The organism is Pseudoalteromonas sp. Z9A5, assembly GCF_011378875.1.
Taxonomy (GTDB): Bacteria; Pseudomonadota; Gammaproteobacteria; order Enterobacterales; family Alteromonadaceae; genus Pseudoalteromonas.
Genome location: NZ_WTLC01000009.1, coordinates 71,231 through 86,768, shown reverse-complemented (window position 1 = coordinate 86,768; position 15,538 = coordinate 71,231). Strand labels below are relative to the sequence as shown.

Sequence of the window (15,538 nt, the reverse complement as noted above, 5' to 3'; positions counted from 1 at the left end):
ATTTAATTAAATTTATTTAGCTTTTTAAAAGTAACGATAAATCTTGTTCTATTTCAGCAAAAGCTGCTTTTACTTGCTGAACAGACTCCTCCCGAGCCACTGATTTTTGGATGGTTTCATCCACTTTTTTGTAGATAAATATCTCTTGATCTTCATCTAATCCCATAGAAGGTATTCGTTCTTCAAGCTCTTCTTGAAGCTGTTTAAATACTTTTTCGTTATTTTGGCGGTTATCGTTTAACAGACTAATTAAGCTGTGAAACTTACTGTGCACTGTACTTGCAATAGAATTAAGTTGTTTTTGTTGTGACTCAAGCATTTGCTTTGTCATAATGGCACGTAGTTGCTGCTCAGTAACACTCACAATAAAGCATACGTGGTCTCTAATTCGTCCGTGCTTGTCTGGATCGTGGTCAGGCATATTTAATATTAATAAACTAATTAGTTCGTAGTTAACTAAAATCCGATGTGAAAATTCATGTAATCGACCTTTGTTTTTAAGCATTTCAAACAGTTCTATAACAATAGGTGAGCAAACACCATTTAATGCAAAATGCTCATTCTCATCGTTATGTCTAAACTCTACATTACTTTTCAAATCAAAAGACTGCAAACAATCTACCAGTGCTTTGCCTAAGCTTTTAAAATTATTTATAAGCCCTATGTTTTCGACATAGTTGACTATTTTCCCCATTTCACTGCTATTAGCCATTGCATTAAATGCGGTTGATGTTGCATCTTCAACTTGTTTTTCAAGACTCTGTTTTTCTACTAATACGTGATTTAAGTTTTTCAGCTTTGATTTAAGTTCATCATGACCAAATGGTTTTACAATGTAGTCCTCAGCACCTACTGAGTAACCTTCCATGCGCTCTTCCACTGTACCTCGAGCCGACACAAACATTACAATAATGTGTGCTGTATTTGGGTTCGATTTAAGACTTTTACACACTTCGTAGCCATTCATTTGCGGCATACTTACATCAAGTAAGATTACTTGCGGCATAAAATCTTCAACCATCCCCAAGCATTCTGGACCACTCATCGCCACTTTTAATTCAAAATCAAGATCCTCTAAAATCTCTTCAATTATTTCAAGATTAAAGGGCTCGTCATCAACAGCAAGAATTTTAGTTAACGTCATAATTTATAATCCAAATTCCTAATAAGGTTATTCTGCTCACTAACCAATTTTTAACTCGCTTGTTCTGCTAGTTTTTCGTCGGTTAGATGTTCATCTAAATTTATTTTTAGCGGTATTTGTATGCATATAGTAGCACCGCCCTTTTCATTATTTAATGCAGTAATATTACCTTGATGCAAAGAAACAAATTCTCTGCACAAGGCAAGTCCTAAGCCAGTGCCACCTGCACCACTGTTTGTTTTACTACTTTGCACAAACTTGGTAAAAATATGCTCTAGCTCATCTTCTGGTATACCTATACCTGTATCTATTACTTCTAATGTAGCAAAGTCATCGTCCGACTCTAAACTAATCAATATTTTACTTTTGGGTTCGCTAAATTTTAATGCGTTACCTAATACATTACGCAATAACTGATTTATTTGCTCTTCGTCACATTGTGCAATAATAGGAGTTGGCTGCGGGGTGAATACAATTTCAATCTCTTTTTCCATCGCTGTTCCAGCGACATCGTCTATGCTTGTTTTAATAATATTAGCTAAGTTGTAAGGCTGAGGATTAAAAGGAAATTTCCCCACATCAAGCTTAGACAAATCGAGTAGATTATTAAGTAATGAAAGTAATCGCTCACCACTGCATTCAATACGAGATAGGTACTTTAAAAGCTTTTCTTTGGCAAAGTCGCCGGCTTCTAATTTACTAAGTCCAAAGCGCGCAAAACTTAATATTGAATGCATTGGAGTACGTAGTTCATGCGACATATTTGCTAAAAATTCTGATTTACTAAGGTTTGCAGCTTCTGCAACATTTTTGGCGTGTTCGAGCTGTGAAGTTCGTGCTCTAACTTGTTCCTCTAAAACATCTTTAGCCTCAAGTAGTAGCTCTTCTTTTTGTTTTAAATGAGTCACATTTTTAAAGATTACAGCGAGTGCTATTTCACCATGATGATCTATTTCATTAAATGAACCTACAAGCGGCACGTACCCGCCCGCCGCCTTTGATAGGCGTAAGTCGCAACTAAATTGGCGATTACTGTTTAATGTTAATATTTTATCTTTTATACCTGTAATCGAATCTGCATCTAAAAAGTTAAAAACTGACCTGTGTTCGAGCTCGCTAAACGTTAAATTAAACAACTTTAAGCAAGCATCATTTGCTTCAATTACTTTGCCATTTTTTTCAAATAACATTATTGGATCTGGCGTATGTTTATAGATTACTTGTAATAAACTGTCTTTTTCAATGAGTGCATCAACAGTATCTTGTAGTCTTTCAACAAGTTCAGCATTGTGCCTTTTTAGTAATTCGGTTTGCCATAACTTATGAACCGATTGCAATAGGACGTTATCGTTAAGCGGTTTTACTAATACATCTTCTACGCCTTTACGAATTGCTTCTATCATCGAAACTTGATCTGGACGGGATGTAAATAACAAACATCGGCAATCAGCCTGCAATCGTTTTAAATCAGAGAAAATATCTAACCCTGTACCGTTATCTAAACTAAAGTCACTAATGAGTATGTCTATTTTATTATTTTTTGAGATGTTTAGTGCTTCAGTTAAGTTTGTTGCGGTGTGGGTTTTTATGTGTGCGCCCACTAAATTGCTTTTCATTTTTTCGAGACGTTCAGGTATATGATCAACTAATAAAATAGTTGGCAACTGAAGAATATGATCAAAGCCAAGTTCTAGTAGGCTTTCTAGTAAAGAGGTGATTTCTTTATTAGAAAAAAACGGGTAAACCACCGTTGCATTAGGTGCAACATGATTAAGCTCACTAAATGCATTGAGTTGTTCACCACTTTCGGCTTTAGGTGCCAATAACATAAATCGATCTTGTGGCACTTTTTCAACTAAAGCTTTAATAGCAGAAACCGAAACACCATGCGCAACCACAACTAAGTCGTAACAACTCACATTTGTGTACATATCAAGCATAGAGAAATGAATTAATTCGACCTCACATCCCATTAACTCTAATAGTACCTTTACTCGCATAGCTATTATGCTACTGCTATCTACAATTAATATTTTTCGAATCATCAAGCTACACTTAAAATTAATTAACTTAATATGTTAATAGCGTAGTCTATTATTGTTTAGTTAGCATATGTTCTTGCACTTATTTTGTAAGAAAATATTACCTAAAATGAATACTGTCTTTATTCTAGATGTTTTCCAAAAATAGTGAGGCTGTATGGTTTGTTATCCATAATGGCAACGTTAGGTAATTCACCCCATACATCAAAGTTAAAATGCTTAAATAATTTTACACTTGGTAGGTTATGGCTAAAAATAAAACCGAGTAATACTTTTATATTTAATTGCTTAGCTTGAGTTTGTGCAAACTCCATTAATTTTTTACCAAGCCCTTTACCTTGTGCTTTTGAGGTGATGTATATACTCATTTCTACAGTACCATCGTAAGCAGGTCGTCCATAAAATGACTTATAACTTAACCATGCAAGTATTTGCTTATTTTCGCAGTAAACATAAATAGGTCGCTCTTTTGTATGACCATTAAACCAATCGCGTTTTTCCTCAACGCTTACCTCTTCGGTATCAGCGGTTACCATTCTACCGGCAATGGTTTCATTATAAATTGCTACAATGTCACTTAAGTCATTAATATTTGCTAAACGAGTTGTCATAAGAAGTTTCGTGATTGATCAGTTTACCCCATATTAGCGTATGATCATCAGTTCAAACAATCGTAAATTTTAGGTAGTAGCCATGCTAAAAATAATTGTTTTAGGGTTAAGCGTTTTACTTTTTAATGCCTCTTTACAAGCTCAGGAAAACTTAGCTAGTAATAATAAATTAGAACAAACTTGCCAAGACTTTACGAATGTAGATATTCGTAAACTACGATCTAAAGAATCAATAAACCTGTGTCAGTTTAAAAATAAACCTCTACTTATTGTAAATACAGCAAGTAATTGTGGTTATACACCGCAGTTTAAAGGCTTAGAAACCATCTATAAGCGCTATAAAGAACAAGGTTTAGTGATATTGGGTTTTCCTTCTGATGATTTTTTTCAAGAAGAAAATGATGAGAAAGCGACTGCTAAAGTTTGCTTTATTAATTATGGCGTAACATTTCCTATGTTTGCCACCAGCGAAATACGCGGAAACAATGCAAATCCAATTTTTAAGCATTTAAACGAACAAACAAGTGCTCCTAATTGGAATTTTTATAAATATTTAGTGTCAAAAGACCGTAAAACTATTTTACGCTTTAACAGTAAAGTATCGCCAGAATCAGATGAGATGATTGCTGCAATTGAAAATGCGCTTTCTGATAAATAGGTTTATACTGGTACAATTAGTTGAAACTAACTAGAATGATATTTCATTAGTTTAAAAAAACATCAAATACAAGCGGAGAATTTATGACAGTGGCAAGCGCACGACACATATTAGTAGATAGTGAAGCACAATGTTTAGACTTAAAAGCAAAGATTGAACAAGGTGAAGCTTTTGCTGACCTAGCAAAAGTACATTCTAACTGTCCTTCTGGTCAAGATGGCGGAGCCCTTGGTGAGTTTGGTCCTGGTATGATGGTACCTGAGTTTGATAAAGTAGTATTTTCTGCGCCTATTAATGAAGTACAGGGTCCAGTGCAAACACAATTTGGTTATCATTTACTTGAAGTTACCAGCCGTTCAGAATAAATTAGTCTGAAACCGCACGTTTTTAAATAAAGCCGCTTATGCGGCTTTTTTATGGAGTAATTATGCAACTAATTAGCACTGTAGCCTCACCTTATGCTCGTAGAATTAGAATATGGGCGCTTGAAAACAACTGCGATCTAGAGCTTGTCACTTTAGATATTTTCTCAGAGCAAGATCGCCCTACAATGATAAGTAAAAACCCAGCTCGTAAAATCCCTATCCTTATTGATGGTGATTTAACACTCGGTGATTCAAATTCAATATTGCGTTATTTACTTGAAAAAACAGCTCAAGAAAAATTAACTTGGGCGCAAGAAAACCTACTTACAATTATCAATGCCTGTAATGACTCTCTAGTTGAAATGGTTTTATGTAAGCGCTCTGGTTTTGATACGCAAAGTGATAAATTATTTTTTAATTTACAAAACGAACGTATTGCACAAACATTAAGCTATTTAAATACCCATTTAACTGATGATGAATTTAAAAGCTGTGAATGCCTCAACATCAGTTTATACTGCCTGCTTGATTGGATTTGCTTTCGTGAGTTGACTGATTTCAGTCAGCACTCAGCGCTTGTTGCTTTTCATCAGCAATACAGCAAACGCCAAGCAGCAATAGACACTAATCCTCGTCACTAATTTAAAAAGGTAAATACATGAGCGATATCGAAATTGAATCACAACTAGTCAACTTTGTTGAAAAAGTACGTATTAGCGAAGTAATTTGGGCACTAGGTGCAGACGATAATGGCTTTGTAGTGTGCGATTCAAATCAATTTGATGAGACTGACGTATTACTACTTTGGGAAAGTGAAGAAGCCGCTAAAGCCCAATGTAAAGATGAATGGAAAGAATACAGTCCTGTAGAAATTAACCTTGATGAATTTTTAGATACTTGGGTTGAAGACTTAAACGAAGATAGTGCATTAGTAGGCATTAACTGGAATGACGACCAAGTATGTGTAGAAATTGAACCTGTAGGTTTGGCTCGCGCTTTAAGCGAATAATTTAGCTACATGACTATAAAAACACCCTGCATATTTTAATGTGCAGGGTGTTTTTGTTTAAGCTGCATATTTTAATCTATATAAATATTTTAAGTTATTCAAATCCAAACTCGCATATTTAAGCAGTTTAAGTATAAAATAGAACATGTCATTATTTTCAAGGTATTGCGTTGAAAACCCATCTTGGTCGCCGCCCTTTTTCAGCCATGGAGCTGCATACTCTTTATAATGGATATATATACGGTGATTTTAAGCTTGCGCGTGAACAAGCAAAGCATTGGCATTTTTGGCTGCCTTTAATTGCTTATTATAGTGGTGCTTACAGCGATGAAATTGGCTGCTTAACACTAGATGACCTGTCTCTTGAGCAAAATACCTTATGTTTTAATTTCCATACCCATGGAAAAATAAAATCTCGACTTGTACCTGTCCATAAAGCACTCATTAATGCCGGATTTAACGACTATATAAATTTGGTCAAATCACAAAACCATCATCGCTTGATGTTCGATTTACCTGCTAAAACAGGTAGATATAGTGAAAAAGTTCGGATTTGGTTTTCAGGTGAAGGTGAGCGTGCTGGTTATTTACAAAAATGCGCCATTCCTAATATAGATCAGCTCGGAATGAAAACGGCCATTAGTAGCTTACGCCTTAATTTTGAACAACAAGTTCGTATTTATGCTTTACAGGCAAACTCTAAAGGCGCATTTAATTACTTAATGGGCTTTAACGAGTATCAACACGATACGTTTAACGATATCACTTTGCTAAATACCGTTATTCAGCAAATACGTATTATAAATTCTCAGTTAAGCTGGCAGCGTTTTATAGCACGCGAAAGCAACTGACAAACTTTGTTACCATTTACCCTTGAAGCCACGGGCATAATCAATTACTCCATTTAAAAAAGCTGGTACGATAAGCTGTACCCAATCTATTTGGGAAGTTTCTAACAACAATAATCTAGGGATCACTATGTTTCTTAAAAGCCTCTTAACAGTAAGCGTTGCTTTTGCAATGAATACTGCAAACGCTAACGAATTCGTTATTGAAAAACTCGCAAAACCAAACTCACAAAAAGTGTCGTTAACACTCGACCCGAGCCAAGATACGTTTACAGGGATGACTGAAATTTCCCTAGAGGTACTTAAGCCAACAAAATATATTGAATTAAATGGCGTGGCTTACGCAGTTAAAATGGCGCAACTGCTAGGCGAAGAAAACTGTGATTTAAACAACGAAATGCTTAAAACAGGTAAAGTTAAATTTAGCTGTGATGAGCAAATTCAACCAGGTAAATACATCCTTAAAGTTGATTTTTCAGCGCCATATAATCGTCAAAGTGTTGGTTTATACAAAACGTTAGATCAAGGCACACCTTACTTATTTACTCAGTTTGAAATGAGTGATGCACGTCGTGCGTTTCCTGTTTTTGACGAGCCTAGTTACAAAATTCCATTTCAGTTAACGATTACTGCGCCTACATCACAAAAAGTATATTCAAATACGCCCGAGCTAAAAACAACAGTTAATGGCGATATGACAACACACTTTTTTGATAAAACACCGCCAATCCCTTCATACCTAGTAGCGATGGCTGTTGGCCCGTTTGAAGAATTAGATATTAAAGGTATGCCAATTCCTGGTCGTGTTATTACCCCTCAGGGTAAAATTCACTTAGCTGAATACGCAAAAGAAAACATGCCAAAAGTACTGGGCGCACTTGAAGCGTACTTTGGTATTCCTTACGTTTACAAAAAATTAGATTCTGTAGCTGTACCAGAATTTCCATTTGGCGCAATGGAAAACTCAGGTTTAGTAACCTACAGAGAAGATATTTTATTAGTTGATTTAGCGGCTGCAACACGCAGTAAAAAACAACGTAATGTATCGATTATTGCTCACGAACTTGCTCACCAATGGTACGGTAACTTAGTAACCATGAAATGGTGGAACGACTTATGGTTAAACGAAGCGTTTGCTAGCTGGATGGCTGCAAAAATTACTAAGCAGCTTAACCCTGAGTTTGAATCGCACTTAGACTTGCCACAAAATAACGTAATGGCACTTGATGCACGTTTAAGTACTAAGCCTATTCGTAAGCCAATTAAAACCGAAGCCGATATTATGGATGGTTTAGGTCTTGCTTACAGTAAAGGTAGCTCAGTACTTGCTATGGTCGAAAATTGGATTGGCGAAGATGCATTCCAAAAAGGTATTCAAAGCTACTTAAAAGAGTTTTCATATAAAAATGCTGAAGCAGCTGATTTATGGGAAGCACTTGGTAAAGCATCAAACAAAGATGTAGCAAGTGTTTTAAAATCGTTTATTGAACAGTCTTCTTTCCCGCTAGTTAAAGTAACTCAGCACGGTAGCAAAGTAACTATTTCACAAAGTCGTTTTGTAAATGCAGGTGTTGATGCACCAGAGCAATTATGGAATGTACCAGTTGCAATTAAATATGGCGCTGGCGATAAAGTAAAAACTGCAAACGTATTACTTAATAAGCAAAGCCAAACGCTAGATTTAGACTTTGAACCAGAGTGGATTTATCCAGACCAAGGTGCTCTAGGCTACTACCGTTGGGTAATGGATGATGCACAGTTTAGCGCGCTTATTAAAAAGGCGCCGAGCGTACTTAGTGACCGTGAACGCTTAGCATTATTATCGGCTACTGATGCACTACTTGATGCTGGTGTTATATCTGCTGCTAAATTAATGCAAACTCTTGAAGTGTTCGTAAGTGACAGCCATCCTCGCGTAGCAAATACGGCACTAGGTTACTTAGTATCGCAACAACGCACTTTTAAAGACGATAGTAATAAAGACCTATGGCCTGAATTTATTCGTGGTGCAGTAACGCCTGCGGCTAAAAAATATGGTCTTGAAGCTAAAGCAGGAGAAGACGGTGCTATTGCACAGCTTCGTGCTGCAGTTGTATCGCGTTTAGGTTTTGATGGTGAAGATAAAAACGTAATCAGTAAAGCGAAAGAGCAAACACAAGTTTATTTAAATGACCCACAAAAAGTAGACCCTTACTTGGCGGGCACGTACTTAACTCTTGCTGCTTTTCATGGTGACAAAGCACTGCTTGATCAATTCATGACAACGTTTAAAACGACTAAAGATCCACAAGTACGTACTAACATGCTTGCTGCAATGGGCTTTTTTGGTAAACCTGAATTACAAAAAGCGGTATTAGCTTACAGCTTAACGGATGAAGTAACAGCATCTGACATGCGTACTATTTTATCGGGTCAAAGTTACACAGATGAGCGCCAAGCATTATTTATTGATTGGGTTTACAGTAACTACGATAAAGTAACAGCAAGTTTACCGCCGTTCTTTATACCTAACTTACCGTACTTTACAACTGCAAGCTGTGATGCAGAAAGCTTAGCTAAAACAACTACCTTTTTTAACAAAAAGGTAGTTGATGTAGCTGGCTACGCACGTACATTGAGTAAGCTTGAAGAAAGCACAAACGATTGTATTGCGCTTAAAACACGCGAACTTGAATCGGTTAATAGCTTCTTAAAAAGTAAGTAACTCTTAGGCTTATTAAGCTATAAAAATACAAAAGCCGCTGAATATAAATTCAGCGGCTTTTTACGTTTATATTTAGCTTTATTAGTTGCCAATAATCATCGTTAGCTTAGCAATAAAGTCTTTTGCCGCTTGCTCAGAATTTATTTTAAATGCAACACCGTAGTGAATAGGCTGAGCACTTTTAAAAATACGTGTAGGAAAGCGTGTCATCTCGCTGCTATGAAAGTAGCCTTGCGCACGAGTTACGCCATCAATATCACTAAAATCATCACTAAACACTTCAAATGCGGGGCGAATTACTATTTTACCCTTGCCGCTTTCGCTGTGGGTATAAAAAGCTTCTTTAGAATTTACTAACATGTACTCTGCAATGTTTTTAATCTTAAAATTACTTCTGCACTGTAATTTAATGAGCTGTTCTGTTAGCTCGTCTGCACTATAAGCCACGTGTAATCCCTATTAGTTAAATTTACGCATTACCTTAACGTATACGTATTGTTAGAGCATTAATTTAATGCAATTTGTATGAAGTCTGTATTTATTTATGCTGTTTTACTTAATTACATCACACACAAAAGCGAGCTTTTCATTGTTGTAGCTGATTCTTGTAATGTTTGTTTCGCAGTAAGTACTTAAATTAAGCCATTGCGATACTTCGTCACTTCCATCGAGCTTACGCTGATAAACACGATTTTTAATGGCGTAGGCAATAGTCGTATCATCTTTTAAAATAAAATCTTGAACTTGAGCCGGTAATCTTAGTAAATCTTCAACTTGCTTATCTTGTGGATTAAAACTAGCTAAAATATGTTGCTCGTTCTTGGTATAACTAAATAAAAATGTAGCCGTCGACTTGTTATAAATAAGCGTCCGTCCAATATTACTCGCAGCTACTTGTCCCTTAGCTTCTTCAACAGAAGTATATTGAAGTGTATGGGGCTTGCCTAAAATGAACATCACTAAATCATTTTGAACACCCCATGCATGATATCCAACAGGTTCAATCCAATCAAAAATTCGACTTGGTGCATTTTCGCTTTTAAGAGGGTATTGCCACAGTTTTTGCTTACCGTCAGCTTCTACAACAATAGCTGATAAGTTATTTTTATTTGGCATAATGGTTGGCGAATATTCGCTTACAGGCGAGTTTGTTATGTTGGTAATTTGCTTTGTTGTTAAATCGTAATAGACGATATCGGTTTGACTTTGCCCATTAGTAATTACTTCATGCGTAAAGTACACGCCATTATCAATTAAATTAGGTTGATTATTATAACTGTTTTTGTCGCTTACTATGCTTACTTGTAACCCATAAGGGGTGTTTAAATCTGCAAGTAATATTTGGCTTTTTGGCATGCTAGCCTGTGCTACACCTAAGGTTAAAGCACTTAATGAAAAGAAGCCAATTAGTGGTTTAATAAGTTTCATGCTTTCTCTCGTTTTAATTTTAAGCACCTCATGATAACGTTATTTGCTGATGACGTCACTTGACCTGAGTCAGTAAGCTCTTTATAACTAACTTGGTCCTAAAAAAGAGAAATAACATGTCAGCTAAAAATCCTATCATTGCAATAACGGGTTCCTCTGGTGCGGGTACAACTACCACGACCAATGCAATTAAACATATTTTTCGTAGCCTAAATATTAAAGCGGCTTTTATCGAAGGGGATAGCTTTCACCGTTACACTCGCCCTGAAATGGATAAAAAAGTACGAGAAGCTCAACAAGAAGGTAAGCATATTAGCTACTTTGGTCGAGAAGCCAATGACTTTAGCGCTTTAGAAACCCTCTTTGGTCATTACAGTGATACAGGGCAAGGTAAGCTGCGCCGTTATTTACATACGTTCGATGAAGCTGTTCCTTACAATCAACTGCCAGGCACATTTACTCCTTGGCAAGAGCTTGATCACAGTACTGATATTTTATTTTATGAAGGACTACACGGTGGTGTAGTCGATCAAGATGTAGACGTGGCTAAGCATGTCGATTTACTAATAGGCATGGTGCCTATTATTAACCTTGAATGGATTCAAAAGTTAATACGCGATACTTCGGAGCGAGGGCATTCTCGCGAAGCGGTTATGGGCTCTATTGTACGCAGTATGGATGATTATATTAATCATATAACCCCTCAGTTTTCTCGTACCCATATTAATTTTCAGCGAGTACCAACAGTTGATACATCAAACCCATTTAGCGCGAAAGATATTCCATCGCTAGATGAAAGCTTTGTAGTTATTCGTTTTAGAGGGATTGAGGATGTTGATTTTCCTTATTATTTACGCATGATTGAAGGCAGCTTTATGTCACGTATTAATACACTTGTAGTGCCTGGTGGTAAAATGGGTTTAGCTATGGAACTTGTACTTACACCACTTATTAAAGATATTATTTTAAAGAAACGCGCATTAGAAAACCTAGCTCCTCTGGATTTACCGATTTAATATTAAGTTAGTCGTATTGCTCTTTTTTGTTAAAGCTAACTCACGTACACTGCTGATTTTGCTTAAAGTGAGAGCAGTATGTCGCAACAATTAAAAATTATTGTCGGTTCTAAAAATCCTGTAAAAATAAATGCAGCCAAACATATTTTTACTGTGTATTTTCCAGAACACATTATTGATTGCGAAGGTGTTAACGCTCCTTCTAATGTACCTGATCAACCTATTGGTGAAGACGAAACCCGAATCGGCGCTCAAAACCGTGTAAATTACTGCAAAACTGACCATCAGGCTCACTACTATGTGGCAATGGAAGGCGGTGCAGAGCAATTTAGCTATGGACCCGCAACGTTTGCTTATGTAGTAATTGATAATGGCTTAAATCAAGTTGTAGGACGCAGTAGTAACCTTCCCCTACCCCAAGTACTTTATAACGCATTACTTAAAGGTGAAGAACTTGGTGATGTAATGGATAAAGCATTTAATACCACCAATATTAAGCAACAAGGTGGCGCAATAGGTCTACTCACCAATCATCATGCCACGCGTGAAAGTACTTACACTCAAGCGCTGACTTTAGCAATGGCACCTTTTTTACATTCTGAGCTTTACAGCCAAACAAATTAATTTAGGAAGTTTAATGAAATACAGCTATGTATTGTTTGATGCAGACGAAACCTTATTTAAGTTTGATATTCTAGCGGGCATGACTCGTATGTTTAAAGCCTACGATGTAAATTTTAGCCAAGACGATTACATTCATTATCAAAAAACTAATAAGCAACTATGGGTGGATTATCAAAACGGCTCTATAACTGCTGATTACTTACAAGTAACTCGCTTTAACGAATGGGCTGCAAAACTAAGTGTGCCAGCAAAAGAGCTAAATGATGCATTTTTAGATGCAATGGCGCAAATTTGTGAGCCATTACCAGGTGCTATTGAGCTTTTAAATAAGCTTAAGCCGAATGCTAAGCTGGGTATTATCACTAATGGTTTTGCTCGTTTACAAACCGTACGCCTTGAGCACACAGGCTTAAAAGATATGTTTGAATGGTTAGTAATATCTGAACTAGTAGGTATAGCAAAACCTAATAAAGCTATTTTTGAACATGCATTTGAATTAATGGGCAACCCAGATAAAAGCCAAATATTAATGGTGGGCGATACAGCAGCAAGTGACATACTTGGCGGCAACAATGCCGGTATTGATACCTGCTGGTTACAACATCCTGGTGAGCAATTACCTGAAGGAATAAAGCCTACATATTCAGTCACTAATTTAAATCAGTTACAGGCTATTTTAGAACTGTAATTTTGAAATGAAATATAAAAACGAATAATGTTATAAATTATTAAATTTAAGGCAAAAAAAAGACGCTAATTAGCGTCTTTTTTATAACTGTTTGTGAGCTCTGTATTTATTAAGTACAGGTAGTAAATTAGGCTGGCGCTAGTTCAAGGCCGGGTGCAGGCATCGTCACAGGCGTTTCGAATGTAGCCCACTCCCATGCTGACTCTGTAGCCATAATTTTACGAAGTAATTTGTTATTTAAATCATGACCTGATTTAAACGCAGTTACTTTACCTAAAAGGTTGTGACCTGTCATAAACATGTCACCAACACAGTCTAGTATCTTGTGCTTAACGAACTCATCGCTGTAGCGTAAACCGTTCGGGTTTAAAACTTTAAACTCGTCTAGCACTACTGCGCTATCCATGCTGCCACCTAAAGCTAGGTTATTTGCATGCATATATTCAATATCTTTCATAAAACCAAAAGTACGCGCACGGCTAATTTCTTCTGTAAAGCTACGTGTTGTAATATCTAAAGCAACACGTTGACGGCTTTCGTTGATAGCTGGGTGATCAAAGGCAATTTCAAAGTCAATATGAAAACCATCATATGGTTCAACTTCAGCCCATTTATCACCTTCTTCAATGCGTACTTTTTCTTTAATACGTAAAAAGCGCTTGGCAGCGTTTTGCTCTTCAATACCGCCTTTTTGTAACAAGTAAATAAATGGTAATGCACTACCATCCATTATTGGTACTTCTGAGCTATCTAATTCTACAATTAGATTATCAATTCCCATTGCAGCAACAGCGGCAATAAGATGCTCAGTAGTCGATAAGCGAACACCATCTTTGTTAATTAAACAGGTACACAACTGCGTATCACCAACGGCTTCAGGTGTTGTTTCAAAATCAACAACCGGATCAAGGTCGACACGACGAAATACAATCCCAGTATTTGCGCTCGCAGGTCGGAGAGTTATTGTGACCTTCTCACCTTTATGAAGTCCAATTCCTATGGCTTTGACTACTTCGGCAATCGTACGCTGTTTAATCATAGGTTCGCTCACTTAAAATTAGTTACAGTTAGACGGCAGATATTAACATAAATAAGCTTAATTTCCAATGTTTGTTCAAATTACAAACAAAAGTGCTATTTTTATTAATCAGCCTGTTTACGTAAAAAAGCTGGAATATCAAAATAATCACCGCCTTCTGATTTATCCGCTTTTTTGCTATTTTGTGCTGAAGAACCTGTATTACTACTTGAGCTAGATGAAGCAACTTTCTCTTTGCTTTGCGTTTGCGCATTAGTAGTACTTTCTTCAGAACTTGTACCTTGACTTGCAAAGCTTGGTACGTACATGCTACTTGTTTGGTTTGATGAGCTATCGACATCAGAACCTGATGCTTTTTTAAAGCCGTTATCAACAATACCAAACTGTGGACGACGATCGCCGCCTAAACCAGTTGCAACAACAGTTACACGTAGTTCATCTGTCATTTCTGGGTCAATTACTGCACCAACAACTACTGTTGCGTTTTCTGATGCTAACGCTTTAACGTGGTTACCGACAATTTCAAATTCTTCAATCGCAATATCCATACCAGCGGTGATATTAACTAAGATACCTTTAGCACCTGTTAAATCAACGTCTTCTAGTAGTGGGCTTGAGATAGCCGCTTCAGCAGCTTCTTGTGCACGATCAGGACCAGACGCAGACGCCGTCCCCATCATTGCAGTACCCATCGCTGACATTACAGTTCTTACGTCGGCGAAATCCACGTTAATTAAACCAGAACGTGTAATTAATTCTGCAATACCTTGAACCGCACCAAATAATACGTCATTTGCTTTAGCGAAGGCATCTAGAAGTGTAGTCCCTTTTCCTAAAACTTTAAGCAGTTTATTGTTCGGAATTGTAATAAGAGAGTCTACAATTTCTGACAACTCATTAATGCCTTGTTCAGCTGCTGCTGCACGCTTCTTACCTTCAAAATCAAAAGGACGTGTTACTACAGCTACAGTTAAAATACCAAGCTCTTTAGCAATTTTTGCAACTACAGGTGCTGCACCAGTACCTGTACCGCCACCCATACCGGCCGCAATAAATACCATATCGGCGCCTTCAAGGCTTGCACGAATAGTATCTGCATCTTCTTCAGCCGATTGACGACCTACATCAGGATTTGCGCCCGCACCTAACCCAGAGGTTATTTGCGTACCTAGTTGTACTGTAATATCTGCAGATGAATTACGTAATGCTTGCGCATCCGTATTTGCAGCAATAAAACGTACGCCTTCAATCTGTTGTTTTACCATGTGCTCAACAGCATTACCGCCACCGCCGCCCACACCAATTACTTTGATTACAGCTTCTTCGCTGTGTTGTTCCATTATATCAAACATGTTTACTCTC

At 37.0% G+C, this 15,538-nt stretch carries 16 protein-coding genes; 9 read left to right on the top strand and 7 right to left on the bottom strand.

Annotated features, from left to right (window positions below; genetic code table 11):
• Positions 1-16: 16 nt before the first annotated feature.
• From GQR56_RS06875 to GQR56_RS06865, 3 genes are all read right to left on the bottom strand, one after another.
• Entirely contained in the window at positions 17-1,144 is a 1,128-nt protein-coding gene (locus GQR56_RS06875) for a response regulator (protein ID WP_166109713.1), read from the bottom strand.
• A gap of 50 nt (positions 1,145-1,194) precedes the next feature.
• Positions 1,195-3,189, bottom strand: a complete 1,995-nt coding sequence (locus tag GQR56_RS06870; protein WP_166109711.1) for an ATP-binding protein — start codon at positions 3,187-3,189, stop codon at positions 1,195-1,197.
• A 119-nt stretch (positions 3,190-3,308) separates the two neighbouring features.
• On the bottom strand, positions 3,309-3,797 hold the full coding sequence (locus GQR56_RS06865) for a GNAT family N-acetyltransferase (protein ID WP_024612684.1): 489 nt from the start codon (positions 3,795-3,797) through the stop codon (positions 3,309-3,311).
• A gap of 82 nt (positions 3,798-3,879) precedes the next feature.
• Between GQR56_RS06865 and GQR56_RS06860 the strand changes: the two genes are divergently transcribed.
• From GQR56_RS06860 to GQR56_RS06835, 6 genes are all read left to right on the top strand, one after another.
• On the top strand, positions 3,880-4,455 hold the full coding sequence (locus GQR56_RS06860) for a glutathione peroxidase (protein ID WP_166109708.1): 576 nt from the start codon (positions 3,880-3,882) through the stop codon (positions 4,453-4,455).
• Positions 4,456-4,538: 83 nt separating this feature from the next.
• Complete coding sequence (locus tag GQR56_RS06855) at positions 4,539-4,820, top strand: peptidylprolyl isomerase (RefSeq protein ID WP_024612682.1); 282 nt, start codon at positions 4,539-4,541, stop codon at positions 4,818-4,820.
• A 62-nt stretch (positions 4,821-4,882) separates the two neighbouring features.
• A complete protein-coding gene (locus GQR56_RS06850) occupies positions 4,883-5,461 on the top strand; it encodes a glutathione S-transferase family protein (RefSeq protein ID WP_024612681.1) in 579 nt (192 codons plus the stop codon).
• Positions 5,462-5,478: 17 nt separating this feature from the next.
• Positions 5,479-5,829: a DUF2750 domain-containing protein gene (locus tag GQR56_RS06845; RefSeq protein ID WP_024612680.1), complete on the top strand. Its 351-nt coding sequence runs from the start codon at positions 5,479-5,481 to the stop codon at positions 5,827-5,829.
• A 170-nt stretch (positions 5,830-5,999) separates the two neighbouring features.
• Positions 6,000-6,680 carry a hypothetical protein gene (locus tag GQR56_RS06840; protein ID WP_166109705.1) on the top strand — a complete coding sequence of 227 codons (681 nt, stop codon included), beginning with the start codon at positions 6,000-6,002 and terminating at the stop codon, positions 6,678-6,680.
• A 127-nt stretch (positions 6,681-6,807) separates the two neighbouring features.
• Positions 6,808-9,381, top strand: a complete 2,574-nt coding sequence (locus GQR56_RS06835; RefSeq protein WP_166109702.1) for a M1 family metallopeptidase — start codon at positions 6,808-6,810, stop codon at positions 9,379-9,381.
• 81 nt (positions 9,382-9,462) lie between these two features.
• Here GQR56_RS06835 and GQR56_RS06830 read toward each other — a convergent pair whose 3' ends face one another.
• Together GQR56_RS06830 and GQR56_RS06825 are read right to left on the bottom strand one after the other, a co-directional pair.
• Positions 9,463-9,828: a hypothetical protein gene (locus tag GQR56_RS06830; protein ID WP_007579906.1), complete on the bottom strand. Its 366-nt coding sequence runs from the start codon at positions 9,826-9,828 to the stop codon at positions 9,463-9,465.
• A 105-nt stretch (positions 9,829-9,933) separates the two neighbouring features.
• Positions 9,934-10,809 (bottom strand): hypothetical protein, encoded by an 876-nt coding sequence (locus GQR56_RS06825; RefSeq protein ID WP_166109699.1) that lies wholly within the window; start codon positions 10,807-10,809, stop codon positions 9,934-9,936.
• A 116-nt stretch (positions 10,810-10,925) separates the two neighbouring features.
• On the opposite strand from GQR56_RS06825, the gene GQR56_RS06820 reads away from it, so the two are divergent.
• From GQR56_RS06820 to yjjG, 3 genes are all read left to right on the top strand, one after another.
• Entirely contained in the window at positions 10,926-11,825 is a 900-nt protein-coding gene (locus tag GQR56_RS06820) for a phosphoribulokinase (RefSeq protein WP_166109696.1), read from the top strand.
• 78 nt (positions 11,826-11,903) lie between these two features.
• Positions 11,904-12,449: an inosine/xanthosine triphosphatase gene (gene yjjX / locus GQR56_RS06815; RefSeq protein ID WP_166109693.1), complete on the top strand. Its 546-nt coding sequence runs from the start codon at positions 11,904-11,906 to the stop codon at positions 12,447-12,449.
• Between the two features lie 13 nt (positions 12,450-12,462).
• Complete coding sequence (yjjG, locus tag GQR56_RS06810) at positions 12,463-13,137, top strand: pyrimidine 5'-nucleotidase (RefSeq protein ID WP_024612674.1); 675 nt, start codon at positions 12,463-12,465, stop codon at positions 13,135-13,137.
• A gap of 127 nt (positions 13,138-13,264) precedes the next feature.
• Here yjjG and lpxC read toward each other — a convergent pair whose 3' ends face one another.
• Together lpxC and ftsZ are read right to left on the bottom strand one after the other, a co-directional pair.
• Entirely contained in the window at positions 13,265-14,176 is a 912-nt protein-coding gene (gene lpxC / locus GQR56_RS06805) for a UDP-3-O-acyl-N-acetylglucosamine deacetylase (protein WP_024612673.1), read from the bottom strand.
• A gap of 104 nt (positions 14,177-14,280) precedes the next feature.
• The gene (ftsZ, locus tag GQR56_RS06800) at positions 14,281-15,528 is read right to left on the bottom strand and encodes a cell division protein FtsZ (protein ID WP_166109690.1); all 1,248 of its coding nucleotides are present in this window, start codon (positions 15,526-15,528) and stop codon (positions 14,281-14,283) included.
• Between the last annotated feature and the right edge of the window lie 10 nt (positions 15,529-15,538).